This is a genomic window from Solibacillus sp. FSL K6-1523 (assembly GCF_038005225.1).
Taxonomy (GTDB): Bacteria; Bacillota; Bacilli; order Bacillales_A; family Planococcaceae; genus Solibacillus.
In genome coordinates this window covers 1134596-1153342 of record NZ_JBBOSU010000001.1, presented here as the reverse complement: position 1 = coordinate 1153342, position 18747 = coordinate 1134596, and the positions used below count along the sequence as shown (strand labels likewise).

At 34.9% G+C, this 18747-nt stretch carries 16 protein-coding genes; all 16 read right to left on the bottom strand.

Translation table 11 applies throughout. The annotated features are described in order from the left end of the window. Positions 1 to 2: 2 nt before the first annotated feature. The 16 genes from MHI10_RS05295 to MHI10_RS05220 all read right to left on the bottom strand — a co-directional run bounded on the left by MHI10_RS05295 (position 3) and on the right by MHI10_RS05220 (position 18639). Complete coding sequence (locus tag MHI10_RS05295) at positions 3 to 1736, bottom strand: 2-oxoacid:acceptor oxidoreductase subunit alpha (protein WP_340783619.1); 1734 nt, start codon at positions 1734 to 1736, stop codon at positions 3 to 5. A 427-nt stretch (positions 1737 to 2163) separates the two neighbouring features. Beyond that, entirely contained in the window at positions 2164 to 2436 is a 273-nt protein-coding gene (locus tag MHI10_RS05290) for a stage V sporulation protein S (protein ID WP_340783618.1), read from the bottom strand. 370 nt (positions 2437 to 2806) lie between these two features. Further along, positions 2807 to 3073: a stage V sporulation protein S gene (locus MHI10_RS05285; RefSeq protein WP_340783617.1), complete on the bottom strand. Its 267-nt coding sequence runs from the start codon at positions 3071 to 3073 to the stop codon at positions 2807 to 2809. A gap of 183 nt (positions 3074 to 3256) precedes the next feature. Beyond that, positions 3257 to 3928, bottom strand: coding sequence for a CpsD/CapB family tyrosine-protein kinase (locus MHI10_RS05280; RefSeq protein WP_340789151.1), 672 nt, complete (start codon positions 3926 to 3928; stop codon positions 3257 to 3259). A gap of 52 nt (positions 3929 to 3980) precedes the next feature. Beyond that, positions 3981 to 4706, bottom strand: coding sequence for a YveK family protein (locus MHI10_RS05275; protein WP_340783615.1), 726 nt, complete (start codon positions 4704 to 4706; stop codon positions 3981 to 3983). Between the two features lie 717 nt (positions 4707 to 5423). Beyond that, entirely contained in the window at positions 5424 to 6467 is a 1044-nt protein-coding gene (rfbB, locus tag MHI10_RS05270; protein WP_340783613.1) for a dTDP-glucose 4,6-dehydratase, read from the bottom strand. Positions 6468 to 6509: 42 nt separating this feature from the next. Beyond that, positions 6510 to 7400 carry a glucose-1-phosphate thymidylyltransferase RfbA gene (rfbA, locus tag MHI10_RS05265; RefSeq protein WP_340783611.1) on the bottom strand — a complete coding sequence of 297 codons (891 nt, stop codon included), beginning with the start codon at positions 7398 to 7400 and terminating at the stop codon, positions 6510 to 6512. A 52-nt stretch (positions 7401 to 7452) separates the two neighbouring features. Beyond that, complete coding sequence (locus MHI10_RS05260; protein WP_340783608.1) at positions 7453 to 8580, bottom strand: DegT/DnrJ/EryC1/StrS family aminotransferase; 1128 nt, start codon at positions 8578 to 8580, stop codon at positions 7453 to 7455. A 9-nt stretch (positions 8581 to 8589) separates the two neighbouring features. After that, positions 8590 to 9561: a hypothetical protein gene (locus MHI10_RS05255; protein ID WP_340783607.1), complete on the bottom strand. Its 972-nt coding sequence runs from the start codon at positions 9559 to 9561 to the stop codon at positions 8590 to 8592. 120 nt (positions 9562 to 9681) lie between these two features. After that, positions 9682 to 10902 carry an ATP-grasp domain-containing protein gene (locus MHI10_RS05250; RefSeq protein WP_340783604.1) on the bottom strand — a complete coding sequence of 407 codons (1221 nt, stop codon included), beginning with the start codon at positions 10900 to 10902 and terminating at the stop codon, positions 9682 to 9684. Between the two features lie 15 nt (positions 10903 to 10917). After that, positions 10918 to 12132, bottom strand: a complete 1215-nt coding sequence (locus tag MHI10_RS05245; protein ID WP_340783602.1) for an ATP-grasp domain-containing protein — start codon at positions 12130 to 12132, stop codon at positions 10918 to 10920. Positions 12133 to 12236: 104 nt separating this feature from the next. Then, complete coding sequence (locus tag MHI10_RS05240) at positions 12237 to 13343, bottom strand: GNAT family N-acetyltransferase (protein WP_340783600.1); 1107 nt, start codon at positions 13341 to 13343, stop codon at positions 12237 to 12239. 130 nt (positions 13344 to 13473) lie between these two features. Further along, positions 13474 to 14949 (bottom strand): lipopolysaccharide biosynthesis protein, encoded by a 1476-nt coding sequence (locus tag MHI10_RS05235; protein WP_340783598.1) that lies wholly within the window; start codon positions 14947 to 14949, stop codon positions 13474 to 13476. Then, positions 14934 to 15905 (bottom strand): glycosyltransferase family 2 protein, encoded by a 972-nt coding sequence (locus tag MHI10_RS05230; RefSeq protein WP_340783596.1) that lies wholly within the window; start codon positions 15903 to 15905, stop codon positions 14934 to 14936. The genes MHI10_RS05235 and MHI10_RS05230 overlap by 16 nt, the downstream gene beginning before the upstream one ends. A gap of 55 nt (positions 15906 to 15960) precedes the next feature. Then, complete coding sequence (locus tag MHI10_RS05225; protein WP_340783594.1) at positions 15961 to 17340, bottom strand: sugar phosphate nucleotidyltransferase; 1380 nt, start codon at positions 17338 to 17340, stop codon at positions 15961 to 15963. Positions 17341 to 17436: 96 nt separating this feature from the next. After that, entirely contained in the window at positions 17437 to 18639 is a 1203-nt protein-coding gene (locus MHI10_RS05220; protein ID WP_340783593.1) for an O-antigen ligase family protein, read from the bottom strand. Positions 18640 to 18747 lie beyond the last annotated feature (108 nt).

The following is an 18747-nucleotide window of genomic DNA, read 5'->3' as shown; positions in this document are numbered from 1 at the left end:
AATTAAATTTCCTCCTTCACTAAGTTAGTTAATTCACGTGGTAAGAATGGCGTACCATCATACTTCAAGACGTTTTTCATCTTCGCATGACCGCCAATATTCATCTTCATAATATTCGCTAATTGACCTGTTGCGTTATTTTCAACAACAATGACCTTTTTAGCTTTGTCAAAGAGTGCAGCCATTTCTTCTGATGGGAATGGGTGAATCAGCTTCACATGCGCGTGATTTGCTTTAATTCCTTCTGCATTCAATACTTCCTGCACTTCTTCTAGTGCACCGCGCGTTGAGTTAAATCCAACTAATAATACGTCTGCATCTTCATGAGGCGCATTCACATAAACTGGATTATCAAATTTTACTGAAGCAAGCTTACGCATACGTTTATCCATTTGTGTGCGACGATTACCTGTTGCTTCAGAAGGCTTTCCTGTTTCATCATGCTCGACACCTGTTACATGGTGAATCCCACCTTTTGTACCAGGTAATATACGTGGTGAAACGCCGTCTTCTGCATTTTCATAACGTTTGAAGTAGTCCTTCGTTTCAGGATCTTCCACTTCCGTCACAATTTTACCACGACGAATTTCAATTTTGCTGTAATTGAACGGATCAACGGTTTGCTTTCCTAATGACAGTTGTAAATCCGTCATGACGATAACTGGCAGTTGTAATTCTTCTGCAATATTAAATGCTTGGATCGTATCATAAAACGCTTCCTCAATCGTTGAAGGTGCAATAACGACTTTCGGAATTTCACCATGTGTACCGTAAAGCATCGCCATTAAATCCGATTGCTCTTGCTTCGTAGGTAGACCTGTTGACGGACCTCCACGTTGCGTATCAAAAATAACGAGTGGTTGCTCCGTCATGCCTGAAAGACCAATTGCTTCCATCATAAGTGACAGGCCAGGACCGGCTGATGCTGTGAAAGCACGCACCCCACCATAGTTGGCACCAATCGCCATTGTTGCTGCAGCGATTTCGTCTTCTGTTTGAATAACCGCGCCACCTACAAGCGGTAACTTTTTAATCATATATTCCATAATTTCAGAAGCTGGTGTAATCGGGTAAGCTGCCATAAAGCGAGAACCTGCTGCTAATGCACCAAGAGCTGCTGCATCATTTCCAATCATAAACATACGGCGTTTGCCATCAGCTGGAGCTAATTGCCATTCACCTACGCGCTCACCAATTTGACTCGCAATTGCTTCTCTACCGCGCTGAATTGCTTCAATATTTTTCGCTACGACTTCTTCACCTTTACGGCCAAAAATCTCATTAACAACACTTTGGAACACTGACTCTTCTAAATTTAATAATGCTGCAGTTGAACCAATTGCTACCATGTTTTTCATTAATGACGTGCCAAGCTCTGCTGCAATTTCAGTAAACGGTACAGCAAATAATGGTGCTACACAGTCTTCTGGATTTTTTGGATCAAATTTTGCATCCGCTAAAATAATACTTGCTGGTGTTAATTCTTTATAGTTTACGTCAATTGTTTCTTGATCAAATGCAACTAAAATATTTAAATCGTCCGCAATCGAGCGTACTTCTGTTGGACGAACCGTAATTTTATTATTCGTATGGCCACCTTTAATGCGGGAAGAGAAATGACGATATCCGTATAGATAATAACCTAAACGATTCATTGCCATCGAGAAAATTTCACCCGTACTCTCGATTCCCTCACCTTGTTGCCCACCGACTTTCCATGAAAGCTGATGTAACATATCAACATCTCCTTAAGATTGCTTTTTAGTAGAATGAAAATAGCCTAAAATCATTTTCCTTTATTTTTTATGTCCAAAATAAAGAGGCTAATTAGAGTTATTTTTCCTACATTAGTTTAACATGAAGTGACTACGTGTACTATTGCAAATGTCATATAGAGTCAAAAAATCAGACCTTTGACGGAAAATAATGTTCATAATTTTTAGTGAATTAGAAAAATGCCTATTTCAAGAAATAAAGTTTAAAAGGACTACTTTTGAATGGAAACGATTTTGTGCGATTATAGTTCCTTTTTACGTCTAATTATTTTAAGTGAAACAAATTCTTCTCTTTACTAAAATTCATAAAAATTTAGCTTTCCACATAAAAAAACGCCTATGCAAAGGAATAAACATCCCTTTTGCATAAGCGTTATTTTTTTATTAATTAATGTTGTCGAACTCTTTTTTCAACAAGCAGTTTGAGTGCGGTACGATCTTCTCCACCAATTGTAATATCCGCAAATGCTGGTGCACAAATTAAATCTGTTCCACTCGGTGCAACAAAGCCTCGTGCAATCGCAACTGCTTTAATTGCTTGATTTAAAGCCCCCGCTCCCACAGCCTGCATTTCTGCGTAGCCTTGTTCTCGAATGACCGCTACCAGTGCACCTGCCACCGAATTGGGATTAGAACGTGATGATACTTTTAATGAATCCACAGCTATTTCCCCCTATATAAAATTAGTTTATTATTAAGATGTAAACAATAATTATTCAGTTTTTATAATTTGAATATTCTATAAATTACAATTACTAAAGCACCCTTTTTCTTTACTCGAAGACATGAATCAATTACGCCTCGGCGTAATTGCGTCCAGATTTTTTCGAGCTAGCTCGAAAAACTTCCCTTAAAAATCTGTGACATCCGCCGGGGCTTAACTTGATTCAGCCGGGGTTTGAACCCCCACGCAAGTAGAATTGCCTTTTTGGCATTCATCCCTCACTTATAAGTAGGGGACTTCTGCTGAATTAAGTTAAACTTTATTATCCAATAAAACAGGTGCCCAACAAGTGGACGACATGTTCAGATTATCGACTTCGTTTTTCAACGAGAAGCTTAAGTGCAGTTCGATCTTCACCTGCTATTGTAATGTCTGCAAATGCCGGTGCACAAATTAAATCCGTGCCGCTCGGTGCAACAAAACCTCTTGCTATGGCTACTGCTTTCACTGCTTGATTGAGTGCACCCGCACCGACTGCTTGCATTTCCGCATACCCTTGTTCTCGAATGACCGCTACCAGCGCACCTGCAACTGAATTTGGATTAGAACGTGATGATACTTTTAATGAATCCACAGCTATTCCTCCTCATATGGTTCCTCTTTTGTGTTAGGACACGCGTATTTATTGTCCGTAGCCTATTGTATGTGCGTAGAAAAAGAAATAGACTTCTAAAGTTACCGTTCTACAATTTTTGTTAAAATTATAGGATAAACTTAGTGTAATATATGCTAACTAATTTTAGAAAACCGAGCAAATTTAGTCATCGTAACTATAATAGCCATAGTATTGCTGATGACGAGGAAATACATAGTTGTTTAATACAACCCCCAAAACCTTTGCTTGAGAAGTAGCCAAAATTGCTGTCGCTTTTACGATAACTTCTTTTTCGACAACACCTGTATTGGCAATTAAAAGCGTACCATCACATTTATTCGACAATATTTGTGCATCTGATACAATTAACAATGGCGGTGCATCGAATAAAATGATGTCATAATCCTTCTTTACATCTTGAATTAATATATCCAACGCTTTTGAAGAAAGTAATTCCGCTGGGTTTGGAGGAATCGCACCACTTGTCATAATATTTAGTCCTTCAATAGCTGTCTCTTGTATCGCTTCGTAAAATGGCGTTTTTTTAGATAAAACACCACATAGCCCTGCTTTGTTAAACCTTTTAAACGTCTGATGCAATGTCGGTTTCCGCAAATCTCCGTCGATAATTAATACTCTTTTACCTTCCTGCGCATAAACAACCCCTAGATTCGCTGCAATTGTTGACTTCCCTTCACCAGGTGTTGAGGAGGTAACTAAAATCGTTTTTAGCTCTTGGTCCGGCATAGAAAACGAGATATTTGTGCGGATTGTACGAAATTGCTCTGAAATAATTGATTTTGAATCTGAAACGGTAACCAGTTTTCGAGCCATCTTTGCAAGTTTTCGTTTTTTTTCCAACTTCCTTTTCTTCAGCCCAAACACTTTAATTCCCCCTTCCTTTACGTGACTTAAAGGTCGATTTTTTAATCTTTTCTTTCGCTATTAACCCGATTACGCCCATCGTCGGTAAGCCTACTATATCTTCTATGTCTTTTTCGCTTTTAATCGTTGTATCCAAAAATTCGAGTAAAAATGATAATCCGATACCCAACATTAGTCCAATTACCGCCGCAATGGTGATATTAAGTGTCTTATTCGGTTTTATCGGGTTAGGATTTTCACTTAATTTAGCGACAGATAAAATATTTATATTGTCTACATTCATCAATTTTGGAATTTCCTCTTTAAATACATCTGCTACCGTATTTGATATATCTACAGCTTGCTGTGGACTAGAGTCTTCTACTATTATATTAATAACTTTTGAGTCACTTTCATTCGTTAAAGTAATTTGCTCTTTTAATTTTTCTGGTAACATGTTTATTTTCATTCTTTCAATTACCTTATTTAAAATAGCAGGGCTTGTAATAATGACATTATACGTATTGATTAACTGTATATCCGTTTCTATTTGTGACCTCGAATAAGGTTCGTTCGTATTATTATTTTGATTCACTAAAATTTGTGTTTGTGCCTGGTAGATGGGGGTTAATACATAAAAACTAATCCCGGCAGTAATCCCCGCGGTAATAATAAGTAAAATAATGATAAGCAATAATCGTTTCCTTATTGTTTCTACGACTTCTTGTATCTTGATTGTTTCTTCCAACTCTATCCCCCCTGAACCTCCCTAAAAATTTCGAGTAGTTTATACGTTAATAACGTTCGTATGAATAGCATTTTGGTATTATTGAGCTTCTTTATCTTATATGCGCAATCCTTTCTCTTAATTACTTCTACCTATATAATTTCAAGAAAAGATTCTATCCGTTTGATGCGCGTTTTCTAACAAAGCTTCTAATTATAGTATTGGCTAGCTTGGGCTTTGTGCAAGGCCAGCCTCCATTTAAAAGTTGGCAATCTGAAACTTACTGCTCATGATGTGTCGCTGCCGTGGGAGGCGACGTTTGCTTAATTAGATTTTCATTCTAAATGGATGATTGTTTCATAAGTGCAACTTGTATGGTAAAAAAATAGTTCCTTTAAACATAAAGAAAATCTGAATCCTATTTCATTTAGGACCCAGACAAATAAGGAATTTCATAACGAATACTACTTGATCAATTACGCCTCGGCGTAATTGCGTCCAGATTTTTTCGAGCTCGCTCACTAAGGAAGTTAGCCTAAGTTCGTCGCGTCCATGCGACAACGGCTAACTGACCTGCATCACGCAGGCCTCCTTAAAAATCTGTGACATCCGCCGGAGCTTGGGCCAACACGATGTTGGTCACTCAGGCATTGCCACACGATGTGGCGTTCTTAGCCTGGGTTCATCTCCTTCAGCCAGGGTTTGAACCTCCACTGAATAAAATTACCTTTTTGGCATTCATCTCCCACTTATAGAAGTAGGGGATTTCTGCTGAATTAAGTTAAAAGAGCTTTGATATTGCTTACTTATTATGTGCTGCCACCATTCCTCATGTTTTATATACCAATGAATCGTTTGAATCATACCTGTTTCAAATGTATAGGAAGGGTTCCAGCCCAATTGTTTTAACTTCGTCGAATCAATGGCATAACGCTTATCATGACCTAAACGATCTTCGACAAATTCAATCAGTTCTTCGGATTTCCCTAATGCTTGAATGATTGTTTTCACAACTTCTAAATTGGTCCGTTCATTATTTCCACCTACATTATAAACCTCACCATTCACACCTTTGTGCAATACTAAATCAATCGCCGCGCAATGATCAAATACATGTAACCAATCTCGAATATTTTGCCCGTCTCCATATATAGGAACCTTCACATCATTTAATGCGCGCGAAATAGTTAAAGGAATTAACTTTTCTGGAAAATGATAAGGTCCATAGTTATTTGAACAACGCGTAATATTAACGGGTAAACCATATGTTTCGTGATACGCCCTAACTAATAAATCTGAAGATGCTTTACTTGCGCTATAAGGGCTATTTGGTTGTAATGGGGTTTCTTCTGAAAAAAAGGTTGTTGGGTCAAAATCCAATTCCCCGTATACTTCATCTGTTGAAATATGAACAAATTTTGTAAGCTCCACTCGCCTCGCTGCTTCTAACAATACTTGGGTCCCTAATACATTTGTTTGAACAAATATACCAGGATCAGTAATAGAACGGTCCACATGACTTTCAGCAGCAAAATGGACGACATAATCGAATTGTTCTTTTTCAAAAAGGGAAAGAACCACATCATAATCCACAATATTAGCTTTGATAAAATGATAATTATCCTTCATTTCAATCATATGATGTTTTGTTAAATCTCCAGCATACGTTAAGGCATCTAAATTATAAAGATCATATTCAGGATATTTTCTGTCCATAAACTGAACAAAATTCCCTCCGATGAAGCCTGCTCCACCTGTTACGAGGATTTTTTTCTTTTTCACCTAGCTCACCACTTTCAAACTTGTTCAACTGAATAAACAACGCTACATTGTCACATGTGCGTTGTTTATTGAATGTGAAACTTCTACCAAATATTTACCGTACTCTGTTTTCAAAAGCGGTTGAGCGAGTTCAATTAATTGTTGTTTTGTAATATATCCGCTTCTAAACGCAATTTCTTCAATACAAGCAATGTATAATCCTTGTCTTTTTTGTATCGCCTCAACAAAATTTGACGCTTTTAAAAGGGATTCGTGAGTGCCTGTATCTAACCATGCCAACCCGCGTCCAGGTAATTCCACCTTTAATTCATCCCTCCTCATATATTCCTTAATAATTGAGGTAATTTCCACTTCTCCTCTCGCTGAAGGCTTTACGCTTTTGGCTATCTTAACAACTTTATTATCAAAAAAGTAGAGACCTGGTATTGCATATGATGATTTAGGATTTTCTGGTTTTTCTTCTATTGAAATGGCGTTCTTTTGTTCATTTACCTCTACGACACCATATGCTCTTGGATCATTTACATAACATCCAAAAATGACGCCTCCATTCGTTAATGACGCAGCATCTTTTAATACATCACTCCAATTAGAGCCATAAAAAATATTATCCCCTAATACTAATGACACTGGAGAATCACCGATAAACTCCTCACCAATAATAAAGGCCTCCGCTAAGCCATTGGGATATTTTTGAACAGCATATTCAAAGCACATCCCTAATTTACTTCCATCTCCTAATAGTTCTTTAAATAAGTCAACATCTCTAGGGGTGGAGATAATTAATATTTCCCTTATTCCTGCCAGCATTAAAACAGATAGCGGATAATAAATCATCGGCTTATCATATACCGGCAATATTTGTTTGGAAACCGACTTTGTTAGTGGATACATCCGCGTTCCCGAACCTCCGGCTAAAAGTATACCTTTCATATTTCACATCCTCCTCTTGGATTTTTACTGAACTTTCTAATCGATCAATATCTCACCTTGGGATGATTAATTGTAAGTTCTGATGATGTGTTTTAATGATGGCACAAATTTTATCAACATCTTCTAGGTTCAAATCTGCATATAATGGGAGCGTTAAGACATTTTCAGCGATATATTCTGCGACTGGGGTATGATTAGGAATGAATTTTCCTTGGTAACATTCCAAACTATTTGTTAAGGGGTAAAAATACTTCCGTGCAAAAATATTTTGTTTCTTTAGTTCTTCAAATATTTCATTTCGTGAACGTGAGAAGCCATCAAATACAACAGGTAAATAGGCAAAATTGCTTTTCGTGTTTTTTGGAGGTAATGATAATTTAATGCCTTTCATTTCACTGAGATGTTCAACATACCGATTGTAATTTTTTTCTCTTTTCTTTATCTCTTGATCTACATTTCGTAAATTGCAAATGCCCATAGCTGCCTGAAACTCATTCATTTTTGCATTGCCACCAATGTACTTGACCGTTTCTGGTCCAGTTATACCGAAATTTTTATAGGTGTTTAGCAATTCACTTATGCTAGAATCTGCACACGTTATTGCCCCACCTTCTATCGTATTAAACACTTTCGTCGCATGGAAACTGAACATAGAAGCATCACCAAAGTTAGCTACACCTTCCCCATTCACAGTAACCCCGAAAGCATGAGCAGCATCATATATGACCTTAAGTTTATATTTTTTTGCTATTCTCTCAATTTCCTTTACATTACAAACGTTGCCGTAAACATGCACTGGTATAATTGCCGATGTTTTCTCTGTTATTAAACTTTCAAGATATTCCGTTTGAATCGTATAATCATCTGGATTAATATCACAGAAAATGGGCGTTAAACCATTACGGACAATTGCATGGGTTGTTGAGGCAAAAGTGAAAGGTGTTGTAATGACCTCTCCTTTAAGATTTAGGGCAGCAATTATATATTCAAGTGCAAGATGACCATTTGCAAATAAAGCAACGTTTGAGGTGTTTAAATACCGAGCTAACTCTACTTCTAATCGTGTATGTTTAACCCCCATATTCGTTAGCCACTGTGTTTCCCATAGTTCCTTAATTTCTTCTATATACTCATCAAAGCCCGGCATTGATGAACGTGTCACTTGTACTGGATGATTCATCTAACTACCTCATTTCATGGTCGTTGAAATTTCTATTTCTTCATTTATACATCTTACAATATACTCCATATCATCTTCTCCATAACGTTGATCACATGGTAACGGTAATATATTTGAGGAATATTGATACTCAACACTATTTTCTAATGTAGATTCAAGTACATTTGGCCATAACGTTGGAATAAACAACTTCTTCTTAACTAATTTCACTCTAATTTCAACTGCATTTTCAGCATAAAAGGGATATGCAAATGCTCCATAAGGCGTTATGAGTTTCAATTTATTTTTTTTCTTAAGTGTTCTTTCCAAAAACGCATAGTTATCACGTCTGACTTTACGTACATTCTCGTAATCAATTGCACCGAGAAGGTTATGCGTAAGTTTTGACATATACTTTAAGGGTTCTCTATCAAGCAACTTATCTGCTTCTTGATAGTTAAAATAATAATCCGATGCTGCCCCTTCATAACGTCCCAAAATATGTGTCATTCTCTCTTTGGAAACATCCGTCTCTAGTACTTCACTTAGTTTGGTATTCGTTGAAAGATACGCTCCATCAGGCACCCCAAAAAACTTTCTGCAAGAATAGATTGTATCTACCCCATTCAAAGGTTTTTGAAAAAAGGCATGCGTATTATCGATTAATACATGCTTATATGTTTGTTTCAACAGAAGGATTTTTTCATTAGAAAGCTGTCCATAGTAATTGACAATATAAAGAATCTCATCGTCATCAATATTTTTATTAAAAATAGGGCTAAAATGTGCGTCTATTTTATAATAGTCAAATTCATAGTTATTTTTATTCAACATATTGCTTACTGATTCACATAAGTAGTAAGGGATATATACTTTCCGAATTTTTTTTGACTTAAGTAAGTATAACAAGGCATTCCGTGCATTATTTAATGCAACTAACCCCTCATGATATTCATTATTTACTAACTGCTCCATACCAAAGTAACCACCTAAGTCTTTCATTCCATCACCTCTAAGAAGATAAAAAATCCGATGTCTATTTTTGGTAAGCTTTAAAATATTTAAATTTTCAAAAAATTCGAATTAAAAAAATTCTTCAAAATCCACATGTACGATATATTATTAGTTATTCGTAATGGACGGTTCTTCAACGATAAGCTTCACCCAGTCAGACATGTTATTTACTTTATCTAACATTTCTTCGGTTGATGAAAATTTCAATATCATGATTCCAACTTTATCATGCGCTCCTGTAAGTGCAGTAATCTCATCACCTAGTTGTACTACTAATTCATGTTCTACAAGATTGTTATTTTTAAAATCTTCCTGAATCTCAATCCCTTTAAAAATCCCACTTTTCCCACTATTCAATACATAACTCCCCCAATATCCTCGAGGTTCTACCATAGTTAAATTACTACAATCTTCACCCAATGCTGCCTTCATCGCATATTCAATCGTATCTATACCCGTTGCGTATTTTATTACATTAGGATTCCAATCTCCACCATTTCTTGGGGCAATTTCTATAAGATATACATTTTCATTGTTATCAACACGAACATCAAAATTGTAAGCACCTGTTTGCATATTGAGTAAACTTAATGCTCTTTGAATTTCCCTATGAATCTGATTGTGTAAACGCGCCGGCATCATATATGGCCAACTCGCAAATATCGAAACAAATGGATTAAAATTAGTCGTTGAAAAATATTCATTTGAAAAACAACGAAATACAAGTTTACCATCTACAGAAAAGCCATCTCCTCCAACATGAGGACCAAAATTTTCGATATACTCTTCTATAAGAAAACGTTTGGCTCTAGAAAAACTTAAAGCAGTCTCTACTTTTTCTTCAAGCAGTGTGATTGAATCAATTTTCGAAACGCCTTTACTCCCTGACGAATCAACGGGTTTAATCATGACAGGCATGTTAAAGTTATGAAAATCAGCTTTAGCTTCTTCCAATGTGAAATATCCCTTTGCCCTAGGTATATTAAAACCGTTTTCCTTTTGGAACTCTCTAAATTTATCCTTATTAGTTAGTATTTCCACAGATTTATATGGATGTGACGGCAATCCTAATTGCTCAGCAACATAGGCTACTGTTGGTGCTCCTGAATCCGCTGCATAACAAACAATTCCGTCTATTTCCAACGACTTTGCTAAATGTAAGACAGCCTCTTTATCAGTAGTGCTAATATTATAGGATTCATCAGCGAATTGGTGGCCTGGATTATCTTCTAAATAATCACAAGTTATTACGTAATAGCCCATCTCTTTTGCTTTCTTTATCGCAGGAATTTGAAAATGTGAACCACCTAGCATAAGTAATTTTTTCATTTTGCACCTCGTTTATTATTTCAAAACATCGCTCACTATACTTTCTTCAACAATTACATTCAACGAATTTTCTATATTTTCCATTTTGTTTAGCATATCCTTCATTGAATCAAATTTTAATATCATTTTCCCCAATAAATCACCGGGTTCTACCAATTTACTTTCTTGATTTAATTGAACTTCTAATTCAATAATATTATGTTTAAGAAACTCATCTGCAATAGTAATCCCTCTGAATAAACCACTCTTCTCACTAATCACTGAATAATTTGACCAATATTCTTCTGTTTGGCCCATCATTAAAGACGTACAATCCTCGCCCAATGCCGCTTTAATTGTAAATTCGATTAAGTCAATGTCATCTGCATACTTTATTATTTGCGTTAAATCTCCACTATTTCGCACACCAATATCCAAAATATAAACATTTTCTTTGTCATCAAATTGAATCTCTACATTACAAGGACCCGTCTTTAAATCTAACAATTCGATTAATCTTTGAATTTCATGATGAACTTTATTCTGCATACCCTTCGAAATATTACTAGGATAACTTTCTCCTACTGGAAAAAATGGATTGCTCAGTCGGGATTCAAAATGGTTATTTGCAATTCCGGAAAAAACTAAACTTCCATTTACAGAAAAACAATCTACCCCAACCTGAAAACCGGATTTTTCAATATATTCTTCAATAATAAAACGTTTAGCTCTTGAGAAATGTAAAGCATATTCGACCTTTTCTTTAAGTAACTCCGGTGAATCTATTTTCGAAATCCCTCTGCTTCCTGATGCATCAATTGGTTTAATCATCACCGGCATTTTAAAGTGATGAAAATCTGCAGTTGCTTCTTCTAACGTGGAATATCCTTTTGCATGTGGAACGTTAAAATTATTTTCCTTTAAAAAGGAGCGAAACAAATCTTTACTAGACAGGATTTCAACAGATTTATATGGAAATGCTGGCAAACCTAACTGTTCCGCAACATAGGCTACTGTGGGCGCTCCTGAATCTGCCGCATAACACATAATTCCATCTATTTGTAATGACTTGGCTAATGCTAAAACTGCTTCTTTATCTATCGTGCTAACATTGTAGTATTCATTAGCAAATTGATGGCCGGGATTCTTTTCAAGATAGTCACATGTTATAACAAAAATCCCCATCTCTTTTGCTTTCTTAATAGCTGGAACTTGTGATGGTGCACCACCTAGCATTAATAACTTTTTCATTTTCTACACCTCTATAAAAAAATTTAAGTACTATGACAGTAATCCAAAATTTGTCACACCCGCATTTTTGTGATGAACGAAGTATTTCTTGCAATTACTAAAGTTTAGCTTCTATAGATTGGAAAATACTGTGTTTCTTCATTAAAGTCATCTGCTATTCTTCTAATTTCAACTAACTCCCCATACTTCTCTTCATTAAAAATTTTTTTTCCGAGTATGAAATTAGTTGCCGAATTTTTGTTGAACGCCTTTTTAAAATGATATAAACTATCCTCTTTCCCTCCTACACCTCCACCCATATGAAGCGTTTTATACCCATTTTCGCTCCCCCAACAAGCGACTTCATACATGATTAAATTAGTTAGTGCAAGATGATCAAGCTCTTTATTTGATGCAGACAAGAAACAGTTAATTTGTTCGTTTATATATAAGAAAATTGCCATTGCTACGATGTTTTCTTTATTATCAACAGCATAAAATACGGATGAATTGTATTTTAAATCATAAAGAATACTTTCAAAGAATTCACTTGTAAAATAGTAATAATCTGCAGCATGATTATTCTCCATCGTAGAATTATACAAACGTATAAATTCAGCAATTAATTTTGGTGATCTGCCCCAATAAATTTCAAATCCTAATTTCTTCGCTTTTCTAATCCGTTTTCTTTTTTCACTTGTAAGGTTACTCAAAATTTGATTTTGTGAACTTAATGGCATTGTAATCGTTTTTCCAAGTAGTGAAATATCATAAATCTCCTTCATATACTCACTATTGTTTTTAACAGGATGAAAACGAACAAATTCACTAATAATTCCTTCTTTTAGGCATAGGGTACAATAAGCATGTTCAAGTTTCTTTAAGCTTGCTTGTGTTACATTTCCTTCTATTAAAAAACCACCATAACCATATGGCGTCATAATATCATAAAAAACATTCGACTCTATTTTCCCTCTAAACCGCATATCATTTGATATATCTCTTTTCATCACAACATTGATAGCCTTAAAATTTTCATCGTCATAATAGAACAGCAATGGTACACCATCTCCATGGATTTCGAACGCTTTTATATAACTGGTGAGGTAATAAATATCAAAATTAGTAAAGCTTTTTACAATTGCATCCCATTTTTCCTTTTCATCAAAATTTATTAGATCAAGCTCTGATTTCCGGTTTTTTGTCCCATCAATTGCTTTTATAGTTAACATGTATTCACTTCCCTTACTAATGGTTCGCTGTTCCTATCTTAAATTGAAATCGATTTTTCCATCTGTTTCGCCGTTTTATTGTTCGTACCTATGAAAGCGAACTACCTGACATTATTCGTTTTGATTTATTTTAATAAAGTTCTTTAACCGCTATACCTTTCTTTCTACCAAGCATTTCTCTTATCGTCTCTAATAAATACGTAAAGCACTCTAGTTTGAAAATAGTCGCTAAACTAATATAAAGTACGACTCCCGTTCCGATTTGAATGGTAACTGTTAGCATATCCGACATTCCGAACCACTGAATGGGGTAAATGATCCCCCCCATAACGAACGAAATAAGTAAAGAAGGGAGTATATCTTTCCATTGTTCTTGAATACTATAATTTAATAAATTCAAATTGGGATAGGCATTAATAAATAATCCTATGATACCACCAATGAAAATGCCAATAGCCATCGCATGAACGCCAAATGGCAAGCTTATTCCTAAAATAAGTAGTCCTACTAGTTTCTTAACAATTTCTAATTTCAAAAAAATATCACTTCTACCTAAAGCATTAATCGCTTGTAAGTTCGCTGTATGAATTGGCCATAAAGCATATATAAAACAAAAAATTTGTAAGAATGGAACAGATGGAAGCCACTTTTCGGTTAATAAAATTTTAACAAGTGGTTCTGCAATGACAGCCAAACCAATCATCATTGGAAATACAATAAATGCGCTCGTAACAATCGATCGCCGTACAATGTCCTTTACTCGTTGTTTATCATCTTGATAGGATGACAATGTTGGAAGCATGACAGACTGAATCGAACCATTAATATTACTAACAAGAAAGCTTGGAAATTGATCCCCTCTATTATAAAAAGCTAGGGTCGCGGGGCTATATAATTTACCGACCAATACGTTGCGTATATTCGAGTAAAGCGCATCAATCAATGATGACACCATTAACTTCCAGCCAAATGAAAATAATGTTTTAATTCTTTTCACTGAGAAGTGCAGCTGCGGTCTCCACGTAACGGTAAACCACAAAAATAGCGTGATCATAAATTGATTCAATAATTGGTGTCCAACTAATGACCAAACGCCGAAACCGTTATAGGCCATCCATACTCCTGCTATCCCTGAAATTATATTCGCGCCTAAACTACTCATAAATAGTTTTTTAAACTCCATTTTTTTAGCAATAATCGCATTTTGAATGGAATGAAAAGCGCCTAAAAATAATGTACAGGATAGAACTCGCAAAACCGTCATGAAATTTGGTTGCTCAAAAAAGACGGCAATTAATGGTGCCGTAAAAAAAAGAATGAGGTAAAGAACACTTGCTACAAATAGGCTTAAATAAAAGATAGATGAGTAATCGATGTCATCTACATCTTTCTTCTGAATAAGTGCCGTATTAAATCCACTTTGTACAAACACGCCGGCAATTGTCAGAAATATAGTTACTAGGACAATTAAACCGAACTCCTCTGGTAAGAGCAGCCTTGCTAACACAATCATCACGATTAATTGAATTCCTTGTGTTCCACCGCGCTCCATTAGTTTCCATAGAAGAGATGTAAGAACTTTCGATTTCGTTACTTCACCATCCAACTAATCCATCTCCTTCTAGCTTTAAAGAAGTTCACTACCCATGGACTATATTGTTCCATAAATATAATTAACTTTGTTTTATCGTCTAACTTTAAATAAGTATCTTTATATACTCCTTTTTTTACTTCATCAAACTTTCTCTGTTTTAATAAAATATGGACTTGATCAAGCTTTTTTTTCCTCTTAATCGCATCGTCATACTGATAGTTTGTATACAGATTTAATTCATCAAGCATATTAGAAATTTCATGAAAGTGGGCAGTAACTTTTTCAATAGTGGAAGTGTTTTTGCCAGTCCATGATTCACCGTTTCCTACACGGTAAGCCGACAAAAATTCATCCATATAATGCACTTTTCCTTGTAAAGATAAATTGATTACTAAAGGATAATCTCCAACTGGCGCATTTTCTAAATAACGGGGCCTACTTTGACCTAATTCCGCATGAAACAGCATCGAATTTGTCAAAAAAAGCCCACCACCACCTTCAATTACTTCCTCAACCGTATAAAATTTATCGCCTTGGTTTGGGCGATTATTCCGTTTCTTTTTCTTATCTGTTGCCGAAACGACAGTACCAGCATGGACACTCAAGCTACAATCAGGATGACCTTCCATAAAATCAATTTGTTTTTGTAACTTTTGAGGATCCGTCCAATAATCATCGCCTTCACATATGGCAATATATTTCCCTTTTGCTCTCTTGAAATTTAACTGAGTTACCGATATTCCTTGTGATCTTTGATTTTCTATTTGATAAATAGGATTGATGATGTCGGGGTATTTTTCCTCATACATTTTAATAATTTCCGCTGTTCTATCCGTTGAGGCATCATCATGAATTAATATTTCAAACTTAAAATTTGTTTTTTGCATTAAAAAACTCTCAATAGCATCAGCTATATAATGCTCATGATTATATGTGGGACAGTGAATACTTACTAAAATTTCCCCCATAAGTTCTCTCCTTTTTTAATAAATGGGTGTTTAAATCGAAACCCCTCTATATTAATTAATTATTTAATTCATAACAATGCTCTTCCACTTCATCCCATGTCATGAATACTCTTACTATATCTTCTTCAATTAACTGCGCCCCTGTTTGAATTTCAATGATTTCTAAATCCGTTACTGCTTTTAATCCATGCTTTTCGCCAACTGGAATTTGTAACACATCTCCTGGGCGGACTACACGTAATTGATCATTGTGGACAAATAGCCCCTCACCTTTAATCACGGTCCAAATCTCACTTCTTTGTTGATGATATTGATAGCTAAGATTTTTACCGGCTTTCACACCTATTCGTTTTGTAAGCACTTCGTAATCTTCTTCCGTTTTTAGATGATCTAAAACTTTATACCATCCCCAACGACGCTCCTCATACATTGGGCGATTATGTGATTGACCTACAATTTCTTTAATGCGAGGACTTTTGTCTTTGTCCGCAACTAAAATTCCATCTGGACTTGCTGCTACTATGACATTGGAAACACCTAATACAACGATAGGAATATCTAGTTCATTAATTAAATGCGTTTCCTCACAATCTTCCGTAATAATTCCTTTACCAATTTGTGTTGTACTCATTTCTTCAGTTAATGTCCTCCAAGTACCTAGATCTTTCCAATAGGCATCGTAAGGTAGAGCAATTATATTTTCTGTTTTTTCAACAACTTCATAGTCAAAACTAGTATTAGGAAGTTTGTCATATTGTGTTCGTAATTCATTATAATCAAGTGGAAATCCACGCTCTTCCAGGATGGATAGGATAAAACTTAATTTAAATGCAAATACACCACAGTTCCATAGTGCATTTTGTTCGATTAAACTTTCTGCTAAAAGTTCTGTCGGTTTTTCTATAAAACGTTGAACACGAGTATAATTAAGTGAGTGAGTAGGATTTGTACTAGGTATAATGTAGCCATATTTAGAGGAAGGATAAGTAGGTGTAACACCAATAAGTGCGATTTCTGCTTCTGTTTGATTTAATATATTTTCTAATTCAGTCACTTGTTCAAAAAAGGTTTCTTGTACAAATGGATCCACCGGCAAGATGGTAACTACTTCATCTAGCGGTAACTTTTTTTCGGAATAAAGGAAGGATGCTGCTAATGCAATAGCTGGAAAAGTATCTCTCCTGCTCGGCTCGATTACTAAGTCCACTTTTTGACCAAGCTGATTTTGAATCATATCTACTTGCGTTTTACACGTTGCAATGATGGTTGATTCCGTTAAATTTACATTTTTTAATTGCATCCATACACGCTGGACCATTGATTTTAATTGACCATCCTCATTTTCTAATACTTTAAGAAACTGCTTTGACCGCGCATCATTTGATAACGGCCAAAGACGTTTACCTGAACCGCCTGAAAGTAAAATTAATTTCATTGCATTTACTCCTTTTGAAGGTCGTCTTTGTCAATATTTCTAGATTTTTTAGCAGCATATTCGTCATCATTTTTTGGTCGTTCGGAACTTTCCCACTTAATCCCTCTGACTTATCAGCTGTCCTAATAAAACACTACTAAAAATATAATGCTGATATTGATACAATCCATTAAGCAACATTGGGGCTACTATATATAAAGTAAATAGCATAAAAATAATAAATTGGACTTTAGAAAAATCAATCCTAGGTCTTTTAAAGAAATTATTAATATACTTAAACCAAATATATACATACCCTAAAGTCCCGATTAACCCTATCGATATTAAATTATTTATAATATCATTATGTGCCCAAATTTTAATGCCGACTTTCAAATAATTATAATTATATATATACTCAAATCCCCGACCGAATAATTGGATAAAAAAATTGGAGTTGAAAAATAAATCTAAATCATACTTCCAAAATTCGGATCTACCGTTAGTAATAGAATCTAACATATTTTTTGCATACACATTATTAGAAGTAAACTCGAATTTACTAATCATGCTACTATTAAACAAGGCGAAAATAAATGAGCTTAAGATGACCAAAAGTGTCATATTCCGCATGAGCTTACTATTTTTCTTCATATATACATTAATCATTATTAAAATTAAAACCGAAATTAAAAACGTCCTAGCCCCAGAAAAGAGAATACTGTATATAGGTAATATATAATACGCATATTCCATCAAACTTATTTTCTTATCTTTATAAACTGTCATAATTAATACAATTAAAAGACAACAGGCACTTGCTAAAGTATGACTATGTGTTGCAAATCCAACAAAATAACTTGCATCTTTTCCCCATCCAACATCATTTCCATAACTAGACGGAGTGATAACAGCCATTAATAATATGAGCTCAATTACGATAATTATCATTTTCATCCATTTTTTATTTCTCTTAATAGCTTGTTCCAGACCGCTACGAAACTTTTGATCGGAAGCTATTCCTATTATTAAAACAGTAGTAACAATCCATAATAAGTCATTAATATTATCACTTGAATATTCAGATATAATGGTCGTATATATAGAAAAAAATAAACAGAATAACAATATTATGATTCGTTCTAAAGTAATTCTTTGAATATATAAATATAGTATTGTAAAGGCAACAATCATTGCAAACAGCTTATTGACTGGAATATTCGGGATTAATGAATAAATTAAAGTTGCCAAAGTATATAACGCTATACTAAAAAGAAGAATTGAATATACACTGATTGTTACATTTTTAGCTTTATTCATATGCGTTTCTCCATCTTTAGTCAAAATGTAGGCTCATTTATTTCCCTAACTTATATATAAGTTAAACAAAAGATTCTATCCTTATGATGTAAATATTTTAATAAAACT